This is a genomic window from Croceicoccus marinus, from assembly GCF_001661675.2.
GTDB classification, from domain to species: Bacteria; Pseudomonadota; Alphaproteobacteria; order Sphingomonadales; family Sphingomonadaceae; genus Croceicoccus; species Croceicoccus marinus.
Genome location: NZ_CP019602.1, coordinates 1893249 through 1914732, shown reverse-complemented (window position 1 = coordinate 1914732; position 21484 = coordinate 1893249). Strand labels below are relative to the sequence as shown.

The 21484-nt window shown below is 65.8% G+C and carries 29 protein-coding genes; 21 read left to right on the top strand and 8 right to left on the bottom strand.

Annotated elements, in window-relative coordinates; translation table 11 throughout:
* Genes A9D14_RS09065 through A9D14_RS09050 form a run of 4 tightly spaced genes read left to right on the top strand, consistent with a single transcriptional unit; the run spans position 1 to position 2570 of the window.
* Positions 1–243 (top strand): hypothetical protein, encoded by a 243-nt coding sequence (locus A9D14_RS09065; RefSeq protein ID WP_066845508.1) that lies wholly within the window; start codon positions 1–3, stop codon positions 241–243.
* Between the two features lie 6 nt (positions 244–249).
* The gene (gene lysA / locus A9D14_RS09060) at positions 250–1506 is read left to right on the top strand and encodes a diaminopimelate decarboxylase (RefSeq protein ID WP_066845505.1); all 1257 of its coding nucleotides are present in this window, start codon (positions 250–252) and stop codon (positions 1504–1506) included.
* Positions 1497–2282, top strand: a complete 786-nt coding sequence (locus tag A9D14_RS09055; RefSeq protein ID WP_066845502.1) for a precorrin-2 dehydrogenase/sirohydrochlorin ferrochelatase family protein — start codon at positions 1497–1499, stop codon at positions 2280–2282. Before lysA ends, A9D14_RS09055 begins: the two co-directional genes overlap by 10 nt.
* Positions 2283–2306: 24 nt before the next feature.
* Positions 2307–2570: a hypothetical protein gene (locus tag A9D14_RS09050; protein WP_157668182.1), complete on the top strand. Its 264-nt coding sequence runs from the start codon at positions 2307–2309 to the stop codon at positions 2568–2570.
* A 10-nt stretch (positions 2571–2580) separates the two neighbouring features.
* On the opposite strand, the gene ruvX is transcribed toward A9D14_RS09050, so the two are convergent.
* The 7 genes from ruvX to pyrE are packed head-to-tail and all read right to left on the bottom strand — an operon-like array spanning position 2581 to position 8092.
* Positions 2581–3054: a Holliday junction resolvase RuvX gene (ruvX, locus tag A9D14_RS09045; protein WP_066845496.1), complete on the bottom strand. Its 474-nt coding sequence runs from the start codon at positions 3052–3054 to the stop codon at positions 2581–2583.
* Complete coding sequence (locus A9D14_RS09040) at positions 3051–4178, bottom strand: DUF3089 domain-containing protein (protein WP_066845493.1); 1128 nt, start codon at positions 4176–4178, stop codon at positions 3051–3053. The genes ruvX and A9D14_RS09040 overlap by 4 nt, the downstream gene beginning before the upstream one ends.
* A 29-nt stretch (positions 4179–4207) precedes the next feature.
* Entirely contained in the window at positions 4208–5299 is a 1092-nt protein-coding gene (locus A9D14_RS09035; RefSeq protein ID WP_066845491.1) for an AI-2E family transporter, read from the bottom strand.
* A 17-nt stretch (positions 5300–5316) separates the two neighbouring features.
* On the bottom strand, positions 5317–6261 hold the full coding sequence (gene lepB, locus A9D14_RS09030; protein WP_415877331.1) for a signal peptidase I: 945 nt from the start codon (positions 6259–6261) through the stop codon (positions 5317–5319).
* Positions 6258–6701: a holo-ACP synthase gene (gene acpS / locus A9D14_RS09025; RefSeq protein ID WP_066845489.1), complete on the bottom strand. Its 444-nt coding sequence runs from the start codon at positions 6699–6701 to the stop codon at positions 6258–6260. The genes lepB and acpS overlap by 4 nt, the downstream gene beginning before the upstream one ends.
* Before the next feature lie 60 nt (positions 6702–6761).
* Positions 6762–7493, bottom strand: a complete 732-nt coding sequence (locus A9D14_RS09020) for a pyridoxine 5'-phosphate synthase (protein WP_083987813.1) — start codon at positions 7491–7493, stop codon at positions 6762–6764.
* Positions 7494–7507: 14 nt separating this feature from the next.
* Positions 7508–8092 (bottom strand): orotate phosphoribosyltransferase, encoded by a 585-nt coding sequence (pyrE, locus tag A9D14_RS09015; protein WP_066845487.1) that lies wholly within the window; start codon positions 8090–8092, stop codon positions 7508–7510.
* 362 nt (positions 8093–8454) lie between these two features.
* Between pyrE and coxB the strand changes: the two genes are divergently transcribed.
* From coxB to A9D14_RS08940, 15 genes are all read left to right on the top strand, one after another.
* Entirely contained in the window at positions 8455–9471 is a 1017-nt protein-coding gene (gene coxB / locus A9D14_RS09010; protein WP_066845484.1) for a cytochrome c oxidase subunit II, read from the top strand.
* 28 nt (positions 9472–9499) lie between these two features.
* On the top strand, positions 9500–11194 hold the full coding sequence (ctaD, locus tag A9D14_RS09005) for a cytochrome c oxidase subunit I (protein ID WP_066845481.1): 1695 nt from the start codon (positions 9500–9502) through the stop codon (positions 11192–11194).
* 146 nt (positions 11195–11340) lie between these two features.
* Positions 11341–12273, top strand: coding sequence for a heme o synthase (locus tag A9D14_RS09000; RefSeq protein WP_066848709.1), 933 nt, complete (start codon positions 11341–11343; stop codon positions 12271–12273).
* On the top strand, positions 12270–12410 hold the full coding sequence (locus A9D14_RS19805; protein ID WP_087910484.1) for a hypothetical protein: 141 nt from the start codon (positions 12270–12272) through the stop codon (positions 12408–12410). The genes A9D14_RS09000 and A9D14_RS19805 overlap by 4 nt, the downstream gene beginning before the upstream one ends.
* 2 nt (positions 12411–12412) lie before the next feature.
* Positions 12413–12994, top strand: a complete 582-nt coding sequence (locus A9D14_RS08990) for a cytochrome c oxidase assembly protein (RefSeq protein WP_066845477.1) — start codon at positions 12413–12415, stop codon at positions 12992–12994.
* 148 nt (positions 12995–13142) lie between these two features.
* Positions 13143–13964, top strand: a complete 822-nt coding sequence (locus tag A9D14_RS08985; protein WP_066845474.1) for a cytochrome c oxidase subunit 3 — start codon at positions 13143–13145, stop codon at positions 13962–13964.
* A gap of 34 nt (positions 13965–13998) precedes the next feature.
* Positions 13999–14439 (top strand): DUF983 domain-containing protein, encoded by a 441-nt coding sequence (locus tag A9D14_RS20030; protein ID WP_415877330.1) that lies wholly within the window; start codon positions 13999–14001, stop codon positions 14437–14439.
* Positions 14436–15020 carry an SURF1 family protein gene (locus A9D14_RS08975; protein WP_332459765.1) on the top strand — a complete coding sequence of 195 codons (585 nt, stop codon included), beginning with the start codon at positions 14436–14438 and terminating at the stop codon, positions 15018–15020. The genes A9D14_RS20030 and A9D14_RS08975 overlap by 4 nt, the downstream gene beginning before the upstream one ends.
* Positions 15021–15077: 57 nt before the next feature.
* The gene (thrC, locus tag A9D14_RS08970; protein WP_066845470.1) at positions 15078–16493 is read left to right on the top strand and encodes a threonine synthase; all 1416 of its coding nucleotides are present in this window, start codon (positions 15078–15080) and stop codon (positions 16491–16493) included.
* On the top strand, positions 16493–17401 hold the full coding sequence (locus A9D14_RS08965; protein WP_066845468.1) for a class I SAM-dependent methyltransferase: 909 nt from the start codon (positions 16493–16495) through the stop codon (positions 17399–17401). The genes thrC and A9D14_RS08965 overlap by 1 nt, the downstream gene beginning before the upstream one ends.
* Before the next feature lies 1 nt (position 17402).
* Positions 17403–17774 carry a dihydroneopterin aldolase gene (locus tag A9D14_RS08960; RefSeq protein WP_066848701.1) on the top strand — a complete coding sequence of 124 codons (372 nt, stop codon included), beginning with the start codon at positions 17403–17405 and terminating at the stop codon, positions 17772–17774.
* On the top strand, positions 17771–18115 hold the full coding sequence (locus tag A9D14_RS08955) for a Rossmann fold domain-containing protein (RefSeq protein WP_066845465.1): 345 nt from the start codon (positions 17771–17773) through the stop codon (positions 18113–18115). Before A9D14_RS08960 ends, A9D14_RS08955 begins: the two co-directional genes overlap by 4 nt.
* A 22-nt stretch (positions 18116–18137) precedes the next feature.
* Positions 18138–19148 (top strand): GTP 3',8-cyclase MoaA, encoded by a 1011-nt coding sequence (moaA, locus tag A9D14_RS08950; protein WP_066848698.1) that lies wholly within the window; start codon positions 18138–18140, stop codon positions 19146–19148.
* 7 nt (positions 19149–19155) lie between these two features.
* On the top strand, positions 19156–19401 hold the full coding sequence (locus A9D14_RS08945) for a MoaD/ThiS family protein (protein WP_066845462.1): 246 nt from the start codon (positions 19156–19158) through the stop codon (positions 19399–19401).
* 10 nt (positions 19402–19411) lie between these two features.
* Positions 19412–19873 (top strand): molybdenum cofactor biosynthesis protein MoaE, encoded by a 462-nt coding sequence (locus A9D14_RS08940; RefSeq protein ID WP_083987806.1) that lies wholly within the window; start codon positions 19412–19414, stop codon positions 19871–19873.
* A gap of 6 nt (positions 19874–19879) precedes the next feature.
* Here A9D14_RS08940 and A9D14_RS08935 read toward each other — a convergent pair whose 3' ends face one another.
* A complete protein-coding gene (locus A9D14_RS08935) occupies positions 19880–20413 on the bottom strand; it encodes a hypothetical protein (protein ID WP_066845461.1) in 534 nt (177 codons plus the stop codon).
* Positions 20414–20686: 273 nt separating this feature from the next.
* Between A9D14_RS08935 and rplU the strand changes: the two genes are divergently transcribed.
* Both rplU and rpmA read left to right on the top strand, forming a co-directional pair.
* Entirely contained in the window at positions 20687–20971 is a 285-nt protein-coding gene (gene rplU / locus A9D14_RS08930; protein WP_232468481.1) for a 50S ribosomal protein L21, read from the top strand.
* 24 nt (positions 20972–20995) lie between these two features.
* Positions 20996–21265, top strand: coding sequence for a 50S ribosomal protein L27 (gene rpmA / locus A9D14_RS08925; RefSeq protein WP_066845457.1), 270 nt, complete (start codon positions 20996–20998; stop codon positions 21263–21265).
* Positions 21266–21484 lie beyond the last annotated feature (219 nt).

Sequence of the window (21484 nt, the reverse complement as noted above, 5' to 3'; positions counted from 1 at the left end):
ATGCGTCTTGCCATCACGCTTGCCCTTGCGGCGCTTGCCGTCACCGGCTGCGCCCGCCAGACCGAACTGAAACCGCCGCCCGGCGCCGACCTGCCGCCCAAGCCCTATGGCGCGGCGACCCGGCCCGATGCCGACGATCTGCTCGACCGGCCGGTGCAGGCCGCGCCCGAACGCAATGTCGAACTTCGCGTACGATCCGAACCGCGCGAGGAAGACCCGTTCGACCTCCCGCCCGAAGGCTGATTTTCCTTGGACCATTTCCATTACCACAACGGCGAACTTCATGCCGAAAACGTGCCGCTGGCCCGCATCGCGGAACAGGTCGGCACGCCCGTCTATGTCTATTCGCGCGCCACGCTGGAACGCCATGCGCAGGTGTTCCGCGAGGGGCTGGCCGATCTGCCCAGCGTCCACCTGGCCTTCGCGGTGAAGTCGAACCCCAATGTCGCGGTGCTGAAAGTGCTGAAGGAGCAGGGCTTCGGCGCCGATGTCGTGTCCGAGGGCGAGATGCGCCGCGCGCTGGCGGCGGGCATTCCGGCAGCCGACATCGTGTTCTCGGGCGTCGGCAAGACGCGGCGCGAACTGGCCGCCGCGCTGGAAGCGGGGATCGGGCAGTTCAACGTGGAATCCGAGGAAGAGGGCGAGGAACTGGCCGCGCTGGCCGCCGAGCGCGGCGTGACCGCGCCCTGCGCCCTGCGCGTGAACCCCGATGTCGAGGCGGGGACCCATGCCAAGATCTCGACCGGCAAGGCCGAGAACAAGTTCGGCGTGCCCTATGACCGCGCGGCGGAGATGTTCGACCGTCTGGCGCGCCTGTCCGGCATGAACCTTCGCGGGCTGGCGGTGCATATCGGAAGCCAGTTGCAGAGCCTTGCCCCGCTGGAGGCCGCTTTCAGCCGCATGGGCGCGCTGATGGAGGCGATCCGGGCCGAGGGGCACCACGTCACCCACATGGACCTGGGCGGCGGCGTCGGCGTCCCCTACCGCGAGGGCGAGCAGTTTCCCTCGCCCGCCGATTATGGCGCGATGGTCGCGCGGGTCTGCAAGGGCTGGGACGTGACGCTGATGTTCGAGCCGGGGCGCGTAATCACCGGCAATTCGGGCATGCTCGTCACCGAAGTCATCCGGGTGAAGCAGGGCGTGACCGCGCCTTTCGTGGTGGTCGACGCGGCGATGAACGATCTGGCCCGCCCCGCGATGTACGACGCCTGGCACGACTTCGCCGCGGTCCGGCCAACGGGCGATCGCCTGACCGCCAGCGTGGTCGGCCCGATCTGCGAATCGAGCGACGTCTTCGCCAAGGAGCGCGAGATCGACTCGGTGCAGACCGGCGACCTGGCGGTGTTCCGTACCGCGGGCGCCTATGGCGCGACGATGGCGAACACCTATAATTCGCGCGCGCTGGTGCCCGAAGTGCTGGTCAGCGGCGACCGCTTCGCGGTGGTGGCCGACCGGATCGAGCCTGCCGCCATCCTCGCCGCCGAACGCGTGCCGGACTGGCTGTGAACTCGCTGCCGCTCTTCCACCGCATCGCCGATCGCAGGGTCGTGGTGCTGGGCCTGGGCGAGGCTGCCGAAGCCAAGCGCCGCCTGGTCGAACGGGCAGGCGGCATCTGCGTGGGCGAGGCTGAGGCACATCACGCCCAGCTCGCCTTCGTGGTGCTGGATGACGAGGGCGAGGCCAGGGCCGCGGCGATGCGGCTGCGCGGCAAGGGGCTGATCGTCAACGTGACCGACCGGCCCGCGCTGTGCGATTTCACCGTCCCGTCGATCGTCGACCGCGAACCGGTGATCGTGGCGGTCGGCACCGGCGGCGCGTCGGCAGGCATGGCCAAGATGCTGCGGCTGCGGCTTGAGCGCTTCCTGCCGCAGGGCCTCGGCCGGCTGGCGTCGCAATTGTCCGCCGCGCGCCCGGCGATCCGCGCGCGCTTTCCGACATCCGACCAGCGGCGCCGCGCGCTCGACGCGGCGCTGCGCGAAGGCGGCCCGCTCGACCCGATGGCGGTACAGGGCGAGGACGCGGTCGATCGCTGGCTGTCGGGCGACAGGAACGATACCGAGCAGGGGTTTTTCCAGATCCTCTTGCGGTCAGCCGATCCCGACGACCTTACCTTGCGCGAAGCGCGGCTTCTGGGCGGCGCGGATGTGGTCATTCATGACCGCAACGTGCCACAATCGGTGCTGGTTCGTGCCCGCGCCGACGCGCAGCGCGTGCCGGAAGGCGGAGAGGTTCCGGCGGACATGGCGGACGGCATCGTGGTGGCGATCCGATCGGCAAATTAAATTTTGTTGCTATGTCAGATGATATTGCAACTGCTTCCGATTCTTCGCAATGCGCGCGAGATGGACGGGAACGGCACGGGCAGGACTGGCGAAGCGGACGAATTGCGTCACGCAGCCAATAATTGCCGCCACATGCTGCAGGTCATGGAACGCAAGCTGGCCGATGCGGAGCGTTCCCTGCAGGCAGGCGAGCCCGACCGCTGTCGCCAGATCCTGTCATTCCTGCGCGAGGCCATGCCCGAAGCGATCGCGGCGCTTGACCCCGATCGTTTCGATACCTCACACTAACTCACTGTTATCAATCGAGGAAAGACGCCGATAACGCGTCGATCGCAGCCTGCAGGATGACCGCCGCTGCATGGCTGTCGATCCGCTCGGCACGCCGGGCCCGGCTCATGTCCTGCTCGATCATCGCGCGCTCCGCCCCGGCGGTAGAGAGCCGTTCGTCCCACAGCAGGATGGGCAGCGCGAAGGCCTCGTCCAGATTGCGGGCAAGCGCGCGCGCGGCCTGCGCACGGGGGCCTTCGCTTCCGTCCATGTTCCTGGCAAGGCCGACCACGATGCCGGCCACCTTGCGCGCCGCCAGCAGGGCGGCGAGCGCTTCCTTCAGCGGCCCGAACTTGCCGCGCGGCAGAGTCTTGCCCGCCGTGGCGAACCGCCAGCCGGCATCGCACATGGCGACCCCGACCGTCTTGGTACCGGGATCGAGCCCCAGCAGCACGCCGCCATCCGGCAGCGCGTCGGCAAAGCCGCGCGCATTCTCCAAGATCATTGCGCGGCTGTCCGTGCCTTGGCGTAGCCTTCCTCTCGCGCCGCGACATCGGCGCGCAGATTGGCCCAGAACAGGGGGATGTCATAGACGTGGTAATTATTGCCCGGCAGCACCGCGCTGCCCATTTCGGGCGGGTCGCCGATCAGCAATATGCCGCGCGGATCGCATTTCGCCGGAACCGCGCCCGCCACCAGCGTGCCGCCCGTCATGCCCGCGTTCGGGACCAGGGTGCCCAGATTGTCGCCCATCGGCGCTTCGCCGCCCGTCCCTCCGGTAAGCGGATTGGTGCACAGCACGTTTTCGGGCAGCTTGGGCCTGCCGTCCAGATCGGGCCCGCGGGCATAGGCTTCCAGCAAGGCCTCGGGCTCGGCGGGTTCGGCAAAGCTCTGCCAGCTCATCACGCAGCCGGGCTGGCCGGGGGTGGCGCATGCTGGCATGGCCATGGCGGGCAGGTCGGTTTCGGTCGATACGGGCCAGCCGACGACATAGGCCGCGACGATGCGAGGGGCGAGGGGGGTGCCCGCGACCTTCTCCTTGATCAGCCGGATCAGGTGGAGCGCACCTTGGCTATGACCCGCCAGCACGATGGGCGCGTCCTGCGGGATCGACGCGACGAAATAGTCGAACGCCTGCGCGACATCGGCATAGGCGGCATCGACCGCGCGCTTCGCCTCGGGCTTTTCGGTCAGGAAGGCGCCCACGGCGGCCTGCCGATAGCGCGGCGCCCATAGCTGGGCAGATCGATTGAACGGGCTGGCCATCCCGCGCACGAACAGTTCCGCCCCGCTGCGCCCGGCCGCATCGTCCAGCGGCGCGTTCCAGTGATCGGTCGCGGTATAGCTGGTGGGGTGGACGAAGAACACGGCGCTGTCCGACGTGCCTTCCTCGGGCGTGAAGCCATCGGGCAGGAAGCGGGCGGGATTGCCCTCGCCCATGCCGGGCCGGGCGATCCACATCGCCGGGTCCTCATAGGCGTTGTTTTCCAGCGCGGCCTGCTCCTCGAACTCCCCGCCCGGCACGAAGGCCAGCTGCGTCAGCTCATTCGACCAGAACGACAGCGCGATACCGCCTGCGATGATGAGCACCACCACGATGGCGATGGCATAGAGAAACTTGCGTGCCATTCCTGCTTTCGATCCCCCGAACCGGGCCGTCATCCCGGTTGAAAACTGCGTTCCGCTTCCTTGTCGCCATATTGATCGTCCGAGCTGTGCTCCGACCGATACTCAAGCATGACCTTGATCATCGCGATCAGCGGGTCGGCCAGAGCCAGCCCCAGTATGCCGAACAGCACACCGAGGATCAGCTGGCCCGCCAGGACCAGCGCAGGCGCCAGGTCGACCGTCTTGCGCGCGATCATCGGAATGACGACATAGCCGTCGAAGGTCTGGACCACCAGATAGACGCCCACGCAATACAGCGCCATGTCGGGGCCGCCCGAAAAGCCCACCAGCACCATCAGCAGGCCGGATATGACCGCGCCGATATTGGGTATGAACGCCAGCAGTCCGGTCAGCAGCCCCAGCAGCACCGAAAGCGGCACGCCATAGGCTGCAAGCGCCGCCCAGGTCAGTATCCCCTCGCATACCATGCCCACGATCCTGCCGAACATCAGCCGGCGCAGCGACATGCCCATCTCGCTCGCCAGTTCCAGGAAGGCACTCCGCCGGTGGTCGGGCACCATCCATGCCACCCCGCGCTCGTACAGATTGGGTTCGAACGCGATATAGACGCCCAGGATTATGATCAGGAAACCGGTGGTGAACCCGCCGATAAGGCCGCCGACGGCGGTGGTCAGCTGACCGATCCCGCCAAGCGCCTGCTGGGCAAGCCCGCTGAAGCGCTCGGCATTGACCTCGACGCCCTGCATCCGCAGCCATTCCATCAGGCGGATCGCCTGCTGCTCGACCAGGGCGGGGAATTGCGCGGCTTCCTCGGCCAGCGACGTGCCCGCGAAGATCGCCACCCAGGCGACGAAGGCGACCGTCAGCAGCAGCACGATGGCGACGCGCCAACTGCGCCCGATGGGCAGGACCCGCCCAAGCAGCCGGGCGCCGCCGTCGATGATCGCTGCAAAGACCAGCCCGCCGAACACGACCAGCAACGCCTGCGACATATAGATGGCGATGCCGATCAGCGCGACCACCGACACCCAGATCAGCGCCTTGCGCGCCTCGAAGCGAAGGCGCGGGTCCGATATGCTTGTCGGGCTGGTCGTCTGCGGCTGCGGATCCCGGTCGTCCATGCGCTGCTCCCCTGGCCTTATCTTGTCGATTCCGGCCCTGGCGGAGGCGCTGTTCTGATGACCGGGCGCAGACTGCTCCACGCGCGTTCGGTACGCAAGCCGCTCCACCACGAAAGCGGATTCCACGATTCGCTGCCGTCGAGCGAGAAGGTGATGAATTCGGCCCTGCCGCCGACATCCGCCAGCGGTACCGGACCGCCCAGCCCGTGGCCGGGACGCATCTCGCGGCTGTCGGCCGAATGGTCGCGGTTGTCGCCCATCACGAAGACATGGCCGCTTGGAACCGCGATCTCGTCCATGTTGTCGAGCGGCTGGTTCAGGTGATCGATTACCAGATAGCTGGCGCCATTAGGCAGCGTCTCGCGCCAGGTCGGCGGCTCGTACACCTCGCGTCCGCTGGGAAGGCGTACGCGAAACCGCTCATACGCTTCCAGGCAGGGGCGGCCGTCGCAGAATTGCGAATCGTCGGTATCCAGCTGGACCGGCGGCTCGACCTCCTGCGGGACGGGCGAGCCGTTCAGGATGATCTGGCCGCGGCGCACGGCGATCGTGTCGCCGGGCAGGGCGACGACGCGCTTGATCCAGTCCTCGTTCGCATAGGGCGGGGTCACGATGACGATATCGCCATATTCGGGAGTAGATGCCATCACCCGGCGCGCTGACCGCGGCACGACATGGAACGAGGCGGACACCCAGCTCCAGCCATAGGGGTATTTCGACACGATCAGCCGGTCGCCGACCAGCAAGTTGGGCATCATCGATCCGCTGGGGATATAGAAGGGCTTGGCGATCAGCGAATGGAACGCCAGCACCGCCAGCAGCATGGCGACCAGCCCGCCCGCTTCGTGCAGCCAGTTCACCCGCTCGCTCGGCTGCCCGCTGATCGGCTCCAGGGCGGGGGGCGGGGGCCGGTGCGTATGCGAACGCCAGTTGCCGCGCCATTCGGGGCGGGGGCTGTTCACGGCCCGCCCGCCAGTGGCCCAGCCTCTAACGCCCCAGCCTCTATAACCCGCCCCTCGATCACCACGAAGGCCTGTGCCCAGGGATGGTCGTCGGTCATCGTCAGATGGACGACCGCCTCGTGCCCGGCAGGCGTTATCTCGGCCAATCGCGCCGCCGCGCCGCCGGCCAGCGCCAGCGTAGGCGCACCCGATGGCGCGTTGACCACGCCGATGTCCTTCATGAACACGCCGCGCTTGAAGCCGGTGCCGACCGCCTTGGAAAACGCCTCTTTCGCGGCAAAGCGCTTGGCATAGGTGCCCGCGCTCGTGAACGGACGGCGCGCGGCCTTGGCACGTTCGACGTCAGTGAAGACGCGAAGCTCGAAACGCTCGCCGAACCGGTCCAGAGAATTCTGGATTCGCTCGATATTGCAGAGATCGGAACCCAGGCCGATGATCATGGCGTCACGCCCCCGCAGGCCGCATGTCGCCGCGAGAGCCTGGCTGTTATCGAGAGGGCGCTAGCGCGCTTCATCCATCAGGTCCCGCATGCGGCGCACCGCGGTTTCCAGCCCGACGAACACGGCCTCTCCGATCAAATAATGCCCGATGTTCAGCTCGGCGAGCTGCGGGATCGCGGCGATCGGCTGCACATTGTCATAGGTCAGCCCGTGACCCGCGTGCGGCTCGATCCCGTTCTTTGCCGCCAGCGCCGCCATGTCGGCTATACGCTTCAACTCGCGCGCGCGTTCCGGGCCGGTCGCATGCGCATATTCGCCGGTGTGGAATTCAACGACCGGCACGCCCAGCCTCAGCGCCGCATCAAGCTGGCGTTCCTCGGGCTCGATGAACAGCGACACGCGAATGCCCGCATCAGACAGCCGCGTGACGATCGGCGCCAGCCGGTTGTGCTGCCCGGCGGCGTCCAGCCCGCCCTCGGTCGTCCGCTCCTCGCGCTTTTCCGGCACGATGCAGGCCGCGTGCGGCGCATGGGAGAGGGCGATCGCCAGCATCTCGTCGGTCGCCGCCATCTCGAGGTTGAGTGGGAGGCCGGTCGCGGACTGGATGCGCGACAGGTCGCCGTCGCGGATATGGCGGCGATCCTCGCGCAGATGGGCGGTGATCCCGTCACCGCCGACCGAGGCCACGATCTCGGCCGCGCGGACCGGATCGGGATGATCCCCGCCGCGCGCGTTGCGGATGGTGGCGACGTGATCGATGTTCACGCCCAGGCGAAGGCGAGAGGTTTGCACGCGGCGAACTCCTGTCAGGGCTTCTTGCGGCTGCCGGGCTTTTCCACCGGCACCGCGGCCAGATCGTCCGGCAGCTCGTCTTCCGCATAGGTCGGGAAAGAGAGCGAGACGAGCGCGTGATAGGGAATGTCGAATTCGACCTGCCCGCCCGAACGGTCGACCAGCGAGCAGATGCCCACGACCTTGCCGCCCGCACCCTCGACCGCGCTGATCGCCTCGCGGCTGGAAAGGCCGGTGGTGACAACATCCTCGACCATCAGGATTCTTTCGCCCGGCTGGATGTCGAAACCGCGGCGCAGTTCGAAGGTCCCGGTCGGGCGTTCCACGAATATGGCGTCGACCTGCAGCGCGCGCCCCATTTCGTGCCCGATGATGATGCCGCCCATCGCGGGCGACACGACCTTGTCGATCCTGCTCCGCAGTTCGCGCGGAAGCGCGGAAGCAAGAGCCACCGCCAGCCTGCCCGCGCGGTTCGGGTTCATCAGAACGCGCGCGCATTGAAGATAATGCGCGCTGTGCCTGCCCGACGAGAGCAGGAAGTGCCCTTCGAGCAGGGCGCCGGCGGCGCGAAATTCCGACAGGACTTCGTCTTCGGTCATCTTTCCTCGTCCAGTTGAACCGTCCCGGCAGATGGAAAGCAAAGGTCCCGCATCATCGATACATGGAAAGGATGCGGAAGGGAGCTTGTCGCCGGTGCGAAACGGGTGGTCGCCAGATGGCGAAATGCCTGCGGATTGCAAGCTAATTCAAAAATATCCCTAGAGGTGCTTGAGGCGGCCCGCAAGCGCGCGTATAGGCGCCCCAAGTTTTGCCCGATCGGGCATGACCGATGGCATGTTTTTCGTGCTACATGCGTGGACATGTTTCGCGCTTCAGTTCAGTCAAACCGCCGCCCTGCATGGTATTTTTCACACCGTGCCGGAAGGCGGGACCGGGATCAGGGAAAGCGATCTTGAAAGTCATGGGAATCCGCCGCGCAGCCGAATTCGCCAGCCTGGCAGGCGCCATGCTGATGGTTTCGGCCGGCACCGCATGGGCCGCCGCCACCGAAGCCACCGCGCTGCCGGAAGACGCCGTCGTGGGCGGTTACGTCCCGATGCAGCCGACCGAGGGCAAGGGCATGCCCACGCCCGGCGCGATCGGTTTCCAGACGCAATATTCGCCGATCGGCGAATATGGCCAGTGGATGCACAACTGGGTGCTGCTGCCGATCATCGCGGCGATCAGCCTGCTGGTGCTGTTCCTGCTGATCTGGGTGATGGGCCGCTATCGCGCCAAGGCCAATCCCAATCCCTCGCGCACCAGCCACAACACGGTGATCGAGGTTATCTGGACGCTGCTGCCGGTGCTGGTACTGCTGGGCATCGCGGTGCCGTCGATGCGGCTTCTCGCCAACCAGTACGAAACCGCCCCTGAAGGCGCGTTCACCGTCAAGGTCACCGGCTACCAGTGGTACTGGGGCTATACCTATCCCGATTACGGCGGGTTCGAGGTCATCTCGAACATGCTGCCCGAGGACGAGGCGCTGGCCGCCGGCGAGCCGACCCAGCTGGCGGTCGACAAGCGTATGGTCGTTCCGGCGGGTGTTCCGATCCGGATCCAGACGATCGGCGCCGACGTGATCCACTCGTTCGCGATTCCCTCGCTCTGGTTCAAGCTGGACGCCGTTCCGGGCCGCCTGAACGAGAAGGTGATCTTCATCAAGGAGCCGGGCGTCTATTACGGCCAGTGCATGGAACTGTGCGGCGCCCGTCATGCCTTCATGCCGATCGCGGTAGAGGCACTGCCGATGGCAGAGTTCGAACAGTGGGTGCTGGAACAGCCGGGCGGCACGCTGGGGGCAGAGACCGAGACCGAGCTCGAGGTTCCGACCCAGCAGCCCGAATCGGCCATTCCCGGAGCGGCGGGTGCTCCCCGCCCCGACAGCGCACTCGAGGAAGACGTCGATGCCGCCGAACCGGCAACGACCGAAGCCTGACAGATTTTACGGATAGGGTACCAAGAGCATGGCCACCACCGCCCCTGAAAGCTTCCCGGTCCACGAGGATGCGCATCACGACGCGCATGCGGACCACAAGCCGGCGTTCTTCCAGCGCTGGTTCATGTCGACGAACCACAAGGACATCGGCACTCTCTACCTGATCTTCTCGATCTTCGCGGCCGTCATCGGCGGCGCGATTTCGGGCATCATGCGCATGGAACTGGCCGAGCCGGGCATCCAGTACCTGGGCGCGGTCCACGAATTCATGGGCGGCGCGGCCGGCGACTTCGACGGTTCGCTGCATCTGTGGAACGTGCTGATCACGGCGCATGGCCTGATCATGGTGTTCTTCGTGGTCATGCCAGCCATGATCGGCGGATTTGCCAACTGGTTCGTCCCGATCATGATCGGCGCGCCCGACATGGCGTTCCCGCGCATGAACAACATCAGCTTCTGGCTGACCTTCATGGGTTTCTGCTCGCTGATGATGAGCGCGTTCCTGCCCGGCGGTACGGGCATGGGTGCGGGCACCGGCTGGACCGTCTATGCCCCGCTTTCGACCACGGGTTCGCCCGGACCGGCGGTGGACTTCGGTATCTTCGCGCTCCACCTTGCGGGTGCGGGCTCGATCATGGGCGCCATCAACTTCATCACCACCATCTTCAACATGCGCGCACCTGGCATGAGCCTGCACAAGATGCCGCTGTTCGTGTGGTCCGTGCTGGTCACCGCATTCCTGCTGCTGCTTGCGCTTCCGGTGCTGGCCGCTGCCATCACGATGCTGCTGACCGACCGCAACTTCAACACCACCTTCTTCACCCCGCAGGGTGGCGGTGACCCGATCCTCTACCAGCACCTGTTCTGGTTCTTCGGCCACCCCGAAGTGTACATCATGATCCTGCCGGGCTTCGGCATCATCTCGCAGATCATCTCGACCTTCAGCCGCAAGCCGGTGTTCGGCTACCTCGGCATGGCTTATGCCATGGTCGCGATCGGCGTCGTCGGCTTCATCGTGTGGGCGCACCACATGTACACCGTCGGCCTGTCGGTGAACGAGAAGATGTATTTCACGGCGGCGACCATGGTCATCGCGGTGCCGACCGGCGTGAAGATCTTCAGCTGGATCGCCACGATGTGGGGCGGATCGCTGCGCTTCGCCTCGCCGATGTGGTGGGCGCTGGGCTTCATCTTCCTGTTCACTGTTGGCGGCGTGACCGGCGTGGTGCTGGCCAATGGCGGCATCGACGACAATCTGCACGACAGCTATTACGTGGTGGCGCACTTCCACTACGTGCTGTCGCTGGGCGCCGTGACCGCGATGTTCGCCGGCTGGTTCTACTGGTTCCCCAAGATGTTCGGTGTCTGGCACTCCGAATTCCTGGCAAAGCTGCAGTTCGTGGTGTTCTTCATCGGCGTGAACACTCTGTTCTTCCCGATGCACTTCCTGGGCATGAACGGCATGCCGCGTCGCTACCCCGACTACACCCCGGCCTTCGAGCTGTGGAACTGGGTCGCGACCCGCGGTTACGAGATCATGGCTGTGAGCATCGTGATCTTCTTCGCCAATATCGTGTACTCGATAGTGGCGCGTAAGAAGGCGGAAGCTAACTATTGGGGCGAAGGTGCGACGACGCTGGAGTGGACTCTGTCCTCGCCTCCGCCGTTCCACCAGTTCGAGACGCTGCCGCTGATCGACGACGAGGCTGGCCACGCTCACTGAGCAGGCTGACTACCTGTCGGGATCTGCGTGAAAAGCGGACCGGATAAGGCATTGGGGGGCGTCGACGGGGCTTCGGCTCCGTCACGCTCCCCCTTTCGTTCAAGGTAAAGCTGGCCCCTTTCGGCCCGAGGATTATTATGGCGAGCATGAGTCCAGCCGAAGACACGATGAAGCAGGCGGTCACGATGCCGGCCGACTGGCGCGATTTCGTCGCGCTGACCAAACCGCGCGTGATGAGCCTGGTGGTGTTCACGGCGATCTGCGGGCTGCTTGCGGCGCCCGGGTCCATCCACCCGATCATCGGCTTCACCGCGATCCTGTGCATCGCGCTGGGTGCGGGCGGCGCGGCGGCGATCAACCAATGGTACGAGGCCGACATCGATGCCGAGATGAAGCGCACTGCCAAGCGCCCGATCCCCGCGGGCCGCATGGACCGTGAAACCGCGCGCGACTTCGCGGTGGCGCTATCGGCGGGGTCGGTGGTCGTGATGGGCCTCGGCGTGGGCTGGCTTGCGGCTGCGCTCCTGGCCATATCGATCTTCTATTACGCGGTCGTCTATACGATGTGGCTGAAGCCGCGCACCCCGCAGAACATCGTGGTGGGCGGCGGTGCCGGGGCGTTTCCGCCGCTGATCGGCTGGGTGGCCGTGACCGGCGACATCACGCTGATGCCGATCCTCTTGTTCGCAATCATCTTCATGTGGACGCCGCCGCATTTCTGGGCGCTCGCCCTGTTTGTTAAGACCGATTATGCGCGCGTCGGCATCCCGATGATGCCGGTCGTCGCGGGCGAGGTTTCGACGCGTCGCCAGATCCTGGCCTATGCGGTCATGCTGGCTCCCATCGCGCTGGCGCCGTTCTTCGTGGGTGGGGCAGGGATGGTCTATGCGGTCTCGTCCGCTGCGCTGTCCGCGCTGTTCATCGCCCTGGCGATCCCGGTGGGCCTTCGCCGCGCGCAGGTTGGCGACGCGATGAAGCCCGAAAAGCGCCTGTTTGCCTATTCGATCCTGTATCTCTTCATCCTGTTCGGGGCGCTGGTCCTCGACCGGCTGCTCGCGCAGGCGGGGGTGATCGCATGACCGAGACCGACCGCGAAAAGCTGACCCGCGAAGTCCGTGCCCGGCAGAAGGCGCGCAATATCGCGCTCGGCCTGTTCCTGGGCGGACTGGTCGTGCTCTTCTTCCTGTTGACCGTCGTCCGTTTTCCCACGAGTTGAGTATGGCCCAGAGCATCGCTTCTCCCTCCGGTGTGCACGATAAGACGCAGGGTTCGCGCAATGCGCGCACCGGGCTGATCTTCCTGGGCGTTGCGCTTGCGATGCTGGCGCTGGGCTACGCAGCGGTGCCGCTCTATCGGATGTTCTGCCAGGTAACCGGAATCGACGGCACGACCCAGCGCGCCAGCACGGCGCAGGCCGCCCAGGTCCAGGCCACCGGACAGCGCATCTCGGTGCGATTCGACGGCAATGTTTCGAACGGCCTGCCATGGTCGTTCCGCCCGATGCAGACGACCAGCAATGTCATGATCGGCGAAAAGGCGCTGGCCAAGTACGAGGCTAAGAACAACTCGGCGCGGGAAGTCACCGGGACGGCCGTGTTCAACGTCAGCCCGGTTCAGGCGGGCAAGTATTTCAACAAGATCGAATGCTTCTGCTTTACCGAGCAGACGCTGAAGCCGGGGCAGGACGTGGAAATGCCGGTGATCTATTACGTAGATCCGGCGATCCTCGACGATCCCGACACCAAGGACATCCAGCAGATCACGCTGAGCTACAGTTTCTACGAAAGCGGCCGGCTTTAGCACCGGGCGCCGGACGTATATCGGAATTAGCGGCGCAAAGCCTCTGGACCATACCGGGTCCGCTGGCTAAAGCGCGGCGCAAAGGTTTGGGTTTTGCTAGGGGGCGCAGCCGCCCCCTTACGCGAGCAACAAGGGAAGACACGCGAAAATGGCCGGCACCAAGAACCACGACTATCACATTCTGCCGACCGATCCCTGGCCGTTCCTGACGTCGTTCTCGGCGCTGGTGATGACGACGGGTCTCGCGTTCTTCATGCACGATTATCCGTTCGGCACCTATCTGCTGATCGCGGGCGTGATCGGGCTGATCATCTCGATGTTCAGCTGGTTCGGCAATATCATCAAGGAAGCACGCGCGGGCGATCACACGCCTGTCGTCCAGCTTCACCAGCGCTATGGCATGATCCTGTTCATCGCTTCGGAAGTGATGTTCTTCGTCGGCTGGTTCTGGGCCTTTTTCGATTTCGCGCTGTTCCCCAGCGAGCTGGTCGAAACGGTCGGCGGCGTCTGGCCGCCCGAGAGCATCGAGGCGGTCATGGATCCGTTCGACCTGCCGCTGCTCAACACGCTGATCCTGCTCTGCTCGGGCACCACGGTAACCTGGGCGCACCATTCGCTGATCCACGGCGACCGCGAGGGGCTGAAGCAGGGCCTGTGGCTCACCGTCATCCTGGGTGTGCTGTTCAGCATGATCCAGGCGTATGAATACATGCACGCGCCGTTCCCCTTCGGCGAGAACACCTATGGCTCGGTCTTCTACATGGCGACCGGCTTCCACGGCTTCCACGTCATCGTCGGCACCATCATGCTGATCGTGTGCCTCGTGCGCGCCTACAAGGGCGACTTCACGCCGCGCCAGCATTTCGGTTTCGAAGCGGCGGCGTGGTACTGGCACTTCGTCGACGTCGTGTGGCTGTTCCTGTTCATCGCCGTCTATGTGTGGGGCGGTTGGGGTGCGACCATCCATTGATCGGACCGTCGGTGCATCTGGCAAGGCGCCCCCATTGACCGAACCCGACCGCGGGGAGGCCGGGGAACCGTCCTCCCGCGCGGATCAGGGGCCGGATGTGGGCGCTGCGCTGCGCGGAGCCGTTCGCGGCGAATGTCCGCGCTGCGCCGCCCCCACTATGTTCGCGGGCTGCTTTCCCGGGGGCTGGGTCCGCTTCGCCTCGAAATGCGGCAGTTGCGGGCTGAACTATGACCGCTTCAATGTCGGCGATGGGCCCGCCGCGTTCCTGACGCTGATCATCGGCACGATCATCACCGGCCTTGCCATCTGGTTCGACCTGTCGGCCGATCCGCCGTTCTGGGTGCATGTCATCCTGTGGGTGCCCTTGACGGTGGTCATGGTGCTGGGCGGGCTGCGTATCGCCAAGGGGCTTCTTCTGATCGTCGAATACCACCGCGACGCCCGCGAAGCCGGTGGCCGCGACCCTGAGGCATGATGCGCCGGCTACCCATCATTCCGACCATACTGGTGCTGGCGGCGGTCGCCGTCATGATCGGGCTGGGCGTATGGCAGCTGCAGCGTGCCAGCTGGAAGCATGAATTGCTGACCCGCTATGCGGATGCGGCACAGGACGATACCGCGGTGGCCTGGCCGGGGGCGTCCGATCAATATGACGATCTCTATTATCGGCGGTCCTCGTTCACCTGTGCCGAAGTGCTGGGCCGCGACGCGATCGCCGGCCGCAACAGCGATGGTGAGGCGGGCTGGGTCCAGATCGCCCGCTGTCGCACCGCCCGCGGCGATCCGGCGGCGGTGCAGCTGGGCTGGACGCAGGATCCCCAGCCCATAAGCTGGAACGGGGGCGAAGTGACCGGGCGGATCACGCGCTATGGCGAAGGCATAAGGCTGGTCGCCGACCCGCCGGTCGAGGGGCTTGCCGCCAATGCCGCGCCCGATCCGCGCGCATTGCCTGACAATCATATAGCCTATGCGTTCCAGTGGTTCTTTTTCGCGATCACCGCGCTTGTCATCTATTTTCTTGCGCTGCGGCGCATGCAGGCGAAATCGGCCGACTGAAGCCGGGCCTTCGAGTCGTCTTGCCATGGCAGGCCAGCGGGGCTAACCGCGCGCTTCATGGATTACATCAGCACCAGGGGCAGCGCCGCGCCGCTCGATTTCCGTTCGGTCACGCTTGCCGGCCTTGCCAGCGATGGCGGGCTTTACGTGCCGCGCGAATGGCCGCGCTTTTCCGGTGACGATATCGCTGCGATGGCCGGGCTTCCCTATGCCGAACTGGCTGCGAAAGTCATGCAGCCCTTCGTCGGCGACTGTATCGCGCCCGAACGGCTTCTTGAACTGACGCGCCAGGCCTATGGCCGCTTCGCGCACAAGGCGGTGACCCCGCTGGTCCAGTTCGACGAACGCAACTGGCTGCTCGAACTGTTCCACGGCCCGACGCTGGCGTTCAAGGACGTGGCGCTGCAGCTTCTGGGCCTGCTGTTCGAAGAGTTCCTGAAGGGCAGCGACCAGCACCTGACCATTGTCGGGGCGACCAGCGGCGATACCGGCAGCGCGGCGATCGACGCGGTGGCGGGGCGCGAGAAGATCGATATCTTCATGCTCCACCCCAAGGGCCGCGTCAGCGAGGTGCAGCGCCGCCAGATGACCAGCGTGATCGCGCCCAACGTGCACAATATCGCGCTGGAAGATGCCAGCTTCGACGACGCGCAGGCGATGGTGAAGCGCATGTTCGCCGATACCGACATGACCGGGCGGTTCCGCATCACCGCGGTCAATTCGATCAACTGGGCGCGGCTGATGGCGCAGGTCGTCTATTATTTCGCCGCCGCGATCCAGCTGGGCGCTCCGCATCGCAAGACGGCCTTCAGCGTGCCGACCGGCAATTTCGGCGATGTTTTCGCAGGCCATGTCGCCGCGCGCATGGGCCTGCCGATTGAAAAGCTGATCGTCGCGACCAATGTCAACGACATCCTCCACCGGGCGCTGTCGTCGGGGGATTATTCGGCGCACGGCGTCACGCCGACCGATGCGCCGTCGATGGACATCCAGGTATCCAGCAATTTCGAACGGCTGCTGTTCGATGCCGGCGGTCGCGACGGTGCGGCGCTGGCCCAGCAGATGCGCGGCTTCGAAGGGGCGAAGGCGATGCAGCTGACCAATGCCCAGCGCGAGGGATCGGCCAGCCTGTTCGCCAGCGCGCGCGTGGATGCCCGGCAGATGAGCGCGGCGATGCGCTGGGCGCATGACAATTGCGGCGCGGTGATCGATCCGCATACCGCCATCGGCCTATCGGCTGCGCTGGAAGCCGATCTGCCGCGCGGGGTGCCGGTCGTCACCCTTGCCACGGCGGCGGCGGCCAAGTTCGGCCCCGCGGTCGAGGCGGCCATCGGCGTGTCGCCCAGGCTGCCGCCGCGCCTTGCCGACCTGATGGACCGCGAGGAAGCCTGCACCGACCTGCCGGGCACCTATGACGCCGTGGCAGCATTCGTCGCGCAGCACGCAACACCCAGTCCCGCGCTCGCAGACTGATGGCGCAGCTTGGCGAACTGCCCCAACTGCTGATCGGAGAGGGCTGGGCGGATTATGCCCTGCTCGACAGCGGGGATGGGCGGAAATTCGAAAGCTATGGCCCTTTTCGCTTCATCCGGCCCGAACCGCAGGCGATGTGGAAACCGCGCCTTGCCGAATGGGACGCGCATGGCGAATTCGTACCCGGCTCGGACGACGATGGCGGCGGGCGCTGGCACTTCTCAAGGCCCGTGCCCGAGGAGGGCTGGCCGCTCTCGTGGCGCGAGATATCTTTCACCGCGCAATGCACGCCGTTCCGCCATCTTGGCTTCTTTCCCGACATGGCGCCGGTCTGGGACTGGATGGACGCGATGCTGGAAGGCATCGAGGATGCGCAGACGCTGAACCTGTTCGGCTATACCGGCGTGGGTTCGCTGTCGCTCGCCCGGCGCGGGACGGTGGCGCATGTCGATGCCAGCAAGAAATCGGTGGCGCAGGCGCGTGACAACGCGGCGGCCAGCGGCATGGATGACGCGCCCGTCCGCTGGCTGGTCGACGACGCCGCCAAGTTCGCCGCGCGCGAGGTGCGCCGCGAGAGGCGCTATGACGGCATCATCCTCGACCCTCCCAAGTTCGGCCGCGGCCCCAAGAACGAGACATGGCGGATCGAGGAAAGCCTTGCCCCGCTGATCGCCGATTGCCGCCAGTTGCTGGACGGCGATTCGCGCTTCCTGTTCCTGACCGCCTATGCCGTGCGGATGAGCTCGCTGTCGCTGGCCGGCCTGCTTGACGAGCAATTCGCCGCCCTGCCGGGCCGGGTCGAACATGGCGAACTGGCCGTCCGCGAAGTGCCAGCGCCCGGCACCGATTCGCGCCGCATCCTGCCCACCGCCATTTTCGCGCGCTGGGCCAATGATCGAGGATCATGAGATGAACGATTCGCTGATCCTCGAGGTCGAAGACCTTGTCGTCGACGTGCTGACCGGCATCTATTCGGAAGAAACCGGCAAGCCCCAGCCGCTGCGCATCTCGATCGCGGTGGAGCTGGACATGCCTGGACGGTTCGAGCCGGATACGCCGCTCGACGCCAGCAAGAACTACATGGACCTGAAGTTCGCCGCGACGCAGGCCTTGCCGCCGGGCGTGCATTTCAAGCTGATCGAGGCGGTGGCCGACCATATCTGCGACACCCTGTTCGTGCAGGATGCGCGGGTGAGATGGGTGCAGGTCAAGATCGTCAAGCTGGCGATTGCCGAACATGACGAGAAGATCGGCATGACGATGAAGCGGCACCGCCGATGAGCGACGAGGCCGTTCTGGAGATCGAGCTGGCCGGGGCCGATCCGCTCGCCGCCGCGGCCGTGTTCCACCAGCATCATCTGCCGCAGGCGGTCGCGCTGGTCGCCGAGGGGTGCCGGTCCATCGTGCTGCGCTTCGACCATGCCGAGCCCAAGCCCCATCGCTGGCGCGAGGAAGCGATCGCGGCGCTGGCGCGCGCGGCGGCCCCGGCGCGCGTCAATGCGGTCGCGCCCGCGTTGGCTGCGCCCGATGAGGACGCCATGCGCGCGGCCATCGCCTTCCTCCACGCCAATGGCGGAGTGACCGGTCAATTGCTGATTGCGGGAACGCTTGGCGGGGGCTGAGCGCTCTGGCACAATGCAGCGCATGAACCCAGCAACGCAGTCCCCCCTGATCGATGGATTTGGCCGGCACATTACCTATTTGCGGCTGTCGCTGACCGACCGCTGCGATCTGCGGTGCAGCTATTGCATGCCCGAACGCATGCAGTTCCTGCCACGCGCAGAGGTGCTGAGCCTCGAGGAGGCGCACCGCGTGGCGATCGCCTTCATCGACCGCGGCGTGACCAAGATCAGGCTGACGGGCGGCGAGCCGCTGGTGCGGCGCGACATGATCGAACTGGTGCGTGCGCTGGGCCGCCGGATCGGGAACGGGCTGGAAGAGCTGACCCTGACGACGAACGGCACGCAGCTTGCCGAATTTGCCGGGGACCTGGCGGCGGCCGGGGTCAGGCGGGTCAATGTCTCGCTCGATACGCTGGACCGGGCGGCGTTCGAACGGCTGGCGCGACGCGACCGGCTGGATGCTGTGCTTCAGGGGATCGCGGCCGCTCGCGAAGCCGGTTTGAAGGTCAAGCTGAACACCGTGGCGCTGAAGGGCGTGAACGAGCACGAGATCCCGGACATGATCGAATGGGCACACGGGCAGGGCCATGACGTGACCCTGATCGAGGTCATGCCGCTGGGCGAAGTCGATGGCGAGCGGATCGACCATTACCTGCCGCTCGACGCGGTGCGCCGCGATCTGGAACGGCGCTGGACGCTGACGCCCAGCGGGCACCGCACCGGCGGCCCGTCGCGCTATGTGAACATTGCCGAGACCGGCGGGCGGCTTGGCTTCATCACGCCGCTGACCGGCAATTTCTGCGAGGGCTGCAACCGCGTGCGGGTGACCGCGACAGGCCAGCTCTACGCCTGCCTGGGCGGGCGCGAGCAGGTCGATCTGCGCGCCGCGGTGCGCTCGCAGGATCCCGACCGCGCGCTGGCCGATGCGCTGGACGAGGCGATGGCGATCAAGCCCGAACGGCATCATTTCGCCATAAGCCAGGCGGGCGAGGCTCCCGCGCTTCCCCGCCACATGTCGGTCACGGGCGGCTAGCGCGAACATGTCCCTTACGCTGCTGTTCCTGGGCAGGCTCGAGGATGTGGCTGGGGCCCCCGCGCTGTCGCTCGACGTTGAAAGGCCGCTGGGTTTCGCGGAGATCGCCGAACGGCTTGAGCCCAGGCTGGCCGTCGCGCTTTCTTCCGGCAATGTGCGCGTGGCGTTGAACGGGTCGCTGGCGGGCACCGGCGACTGGATCGCTGGCGACGGCGACGAACTGGCCTTCCTGCCCCCCGTCAGCGGTGGCTGACGGACTGCGCATGATCCGGGATGTTCGCCTTGCCCATGCGGCTTTCGAACCCGCGCACGAGCTGCAGCGGTTCGGCGACGGGCAGGATGCGGGCGGCATCGTCAGCTTCCTGGGCAAGGTCCGCGCCGAAGGGGGCGACAATTCCGTTACTGCACTGGAACTGCGCCATTACGCACCGCTGACCCTGTCCGGCATGGACCAGCTCGCGATGCGGGCGGAGCGGCACTGGCGATTGACCGGCCTGCTGGTGATCCACCGCGAGGGAATCATGCATCCCGGCGATCCGATCGTGCTGGTCGCCTGCGGTGCGCGCCACCGGCGCGATGCGTTCGAGGCCTGCGACTTCGTGATGGACCATCTGAAATCCGAAAGCTGGTTCTGGAAACGCGAGCAGACCGCGCAGGGCTGGCACTGGGTCGAGCCGCGCGAACAGGACCGCGACGATCTGTCGCGCTGGGCGGATGTCGGGTGAAAACGCCTAGCTGCCGATCGGATCCGTCAGCGCCTGCAGTACCGCATCTTCCTGCGCCACCAGCGCGGCAACATCCTCGCGCGCGGCGGCGATCTGTGTCAGCCCGCGATTGTCGTCGGTCCGCGCTTCAGCGACTGCCCCCAGCGCCAGCATCGAATCGAGTTCGGCCAGCGCCAGCATCGTCTCGCTGCGCGCCGATTCGACATCGCTGATCGCGACGATCGCGTCGGACCAGCGCGTGCTGCCCTGCGGCGCACCGGCGGCGGCCTGCGCGCGCGATCGGGCGGCGCCGGCCAGATTTTCGAACTCGGCATGCGCGTCGCGCGCCTTTTGCCGCAGTTCGTCGAGCCGCTCCTCCAGGCCCACTGGCAGCGGTTGCGCGGATACCGGCGGCTGAACATCGGGCTCTGCCGCGGGCGCATTGCCCTCCACCCGCTCGAAATCTCGCTTGGCCAGCGAGGGGTAGCGCGTATCGGTCGCGCAGGCGGTCAACGCCAGGGCGGCGGGAAGCAGGAGAAAGAAAGGGCTCGGTGCTGTCATGACCACGCCTGATAGCAGCTTGCATCCGCCGCGCCAGCACCCAGATAGAGGCCGGATCGCGGGCCGGGAAAGGCTGACGGTCCTTTGGAATTGACAGGATGAACCATTGCCAGTAACGGGCACCGCTCCATCCGGCATTTCAAGTGCTTTTGCGCGCTGCAATCGCATTGGGCCGGTGAAACGTCCGCAGATCGGCACGGATACAACGCCGGCGCATTGACGCCGGGTCGTGGCTTCGCGGCAGAACAGACAGGTTTTAACATGTTCGCAATCGTGCGCACGGGCGGCAAGCAGTATCGCGTCGCCGAAGGAGACAAGATCGCGGTCGAGAAGCTGGCGGGCGACGCCGGCGACAAGATCGAACTGGGCGACATTCTGCTCGCGGGCGAAGGCTCGGAGCTGAAGGACGCGTCGAAGGTCAAGGTCTCGGCCGAAATCATCGCGCAGGCCAAGTCGGAGAAGGTGATCGTCTTCAAGAAGCGTCGCCGTCACAATTATCGCCGTCGGAACGGACACCGCCAGCAGATGACCCTGCTGCGCATCGTGTCGGTCGGCTGAACACCAAAGTAGGAGCATCACACCATGGCACATAAAAAAGCAGGCGGCTCCTCGCGCAACGGTCGCGACTCAGCGGGCCGTCGCCTTGGCGTCAAGAAGTTCGGCGGCCAGGAAGTCGTCGGCGGCAACATCATCATCCGTCAGCGCGGGACAAGGGTGTACCCGGGCGTGAACGTCGGCATGGGCCGCGACCACACGCTGTTCGCGCTGTCCGAGGGCAAGGTCCGTTTCCACGACGGCAAGCTTGGCCGCAAATACGTGTCGGTCGACGCGATGGCGGAAGCCGCCGAGTAAGGGTCAGCCGCAAGCGATAGGTCGTCTCGTAAAACGGACGGCCCCGCCGGCTTCGACCGGCCTGAAGGGAGAGGGCCACGCGCTGTCTCCCTTTTTCGCATCTGCCGGGAACCGAAATCTTATCAGCGAGTTAGAGGGCGCATTCAGCCTATACGGCAAATAAATCTTTGCCGGCTATCACCATAATGAAACGCGGCGACTCTAGTAAAGCGATCGCGA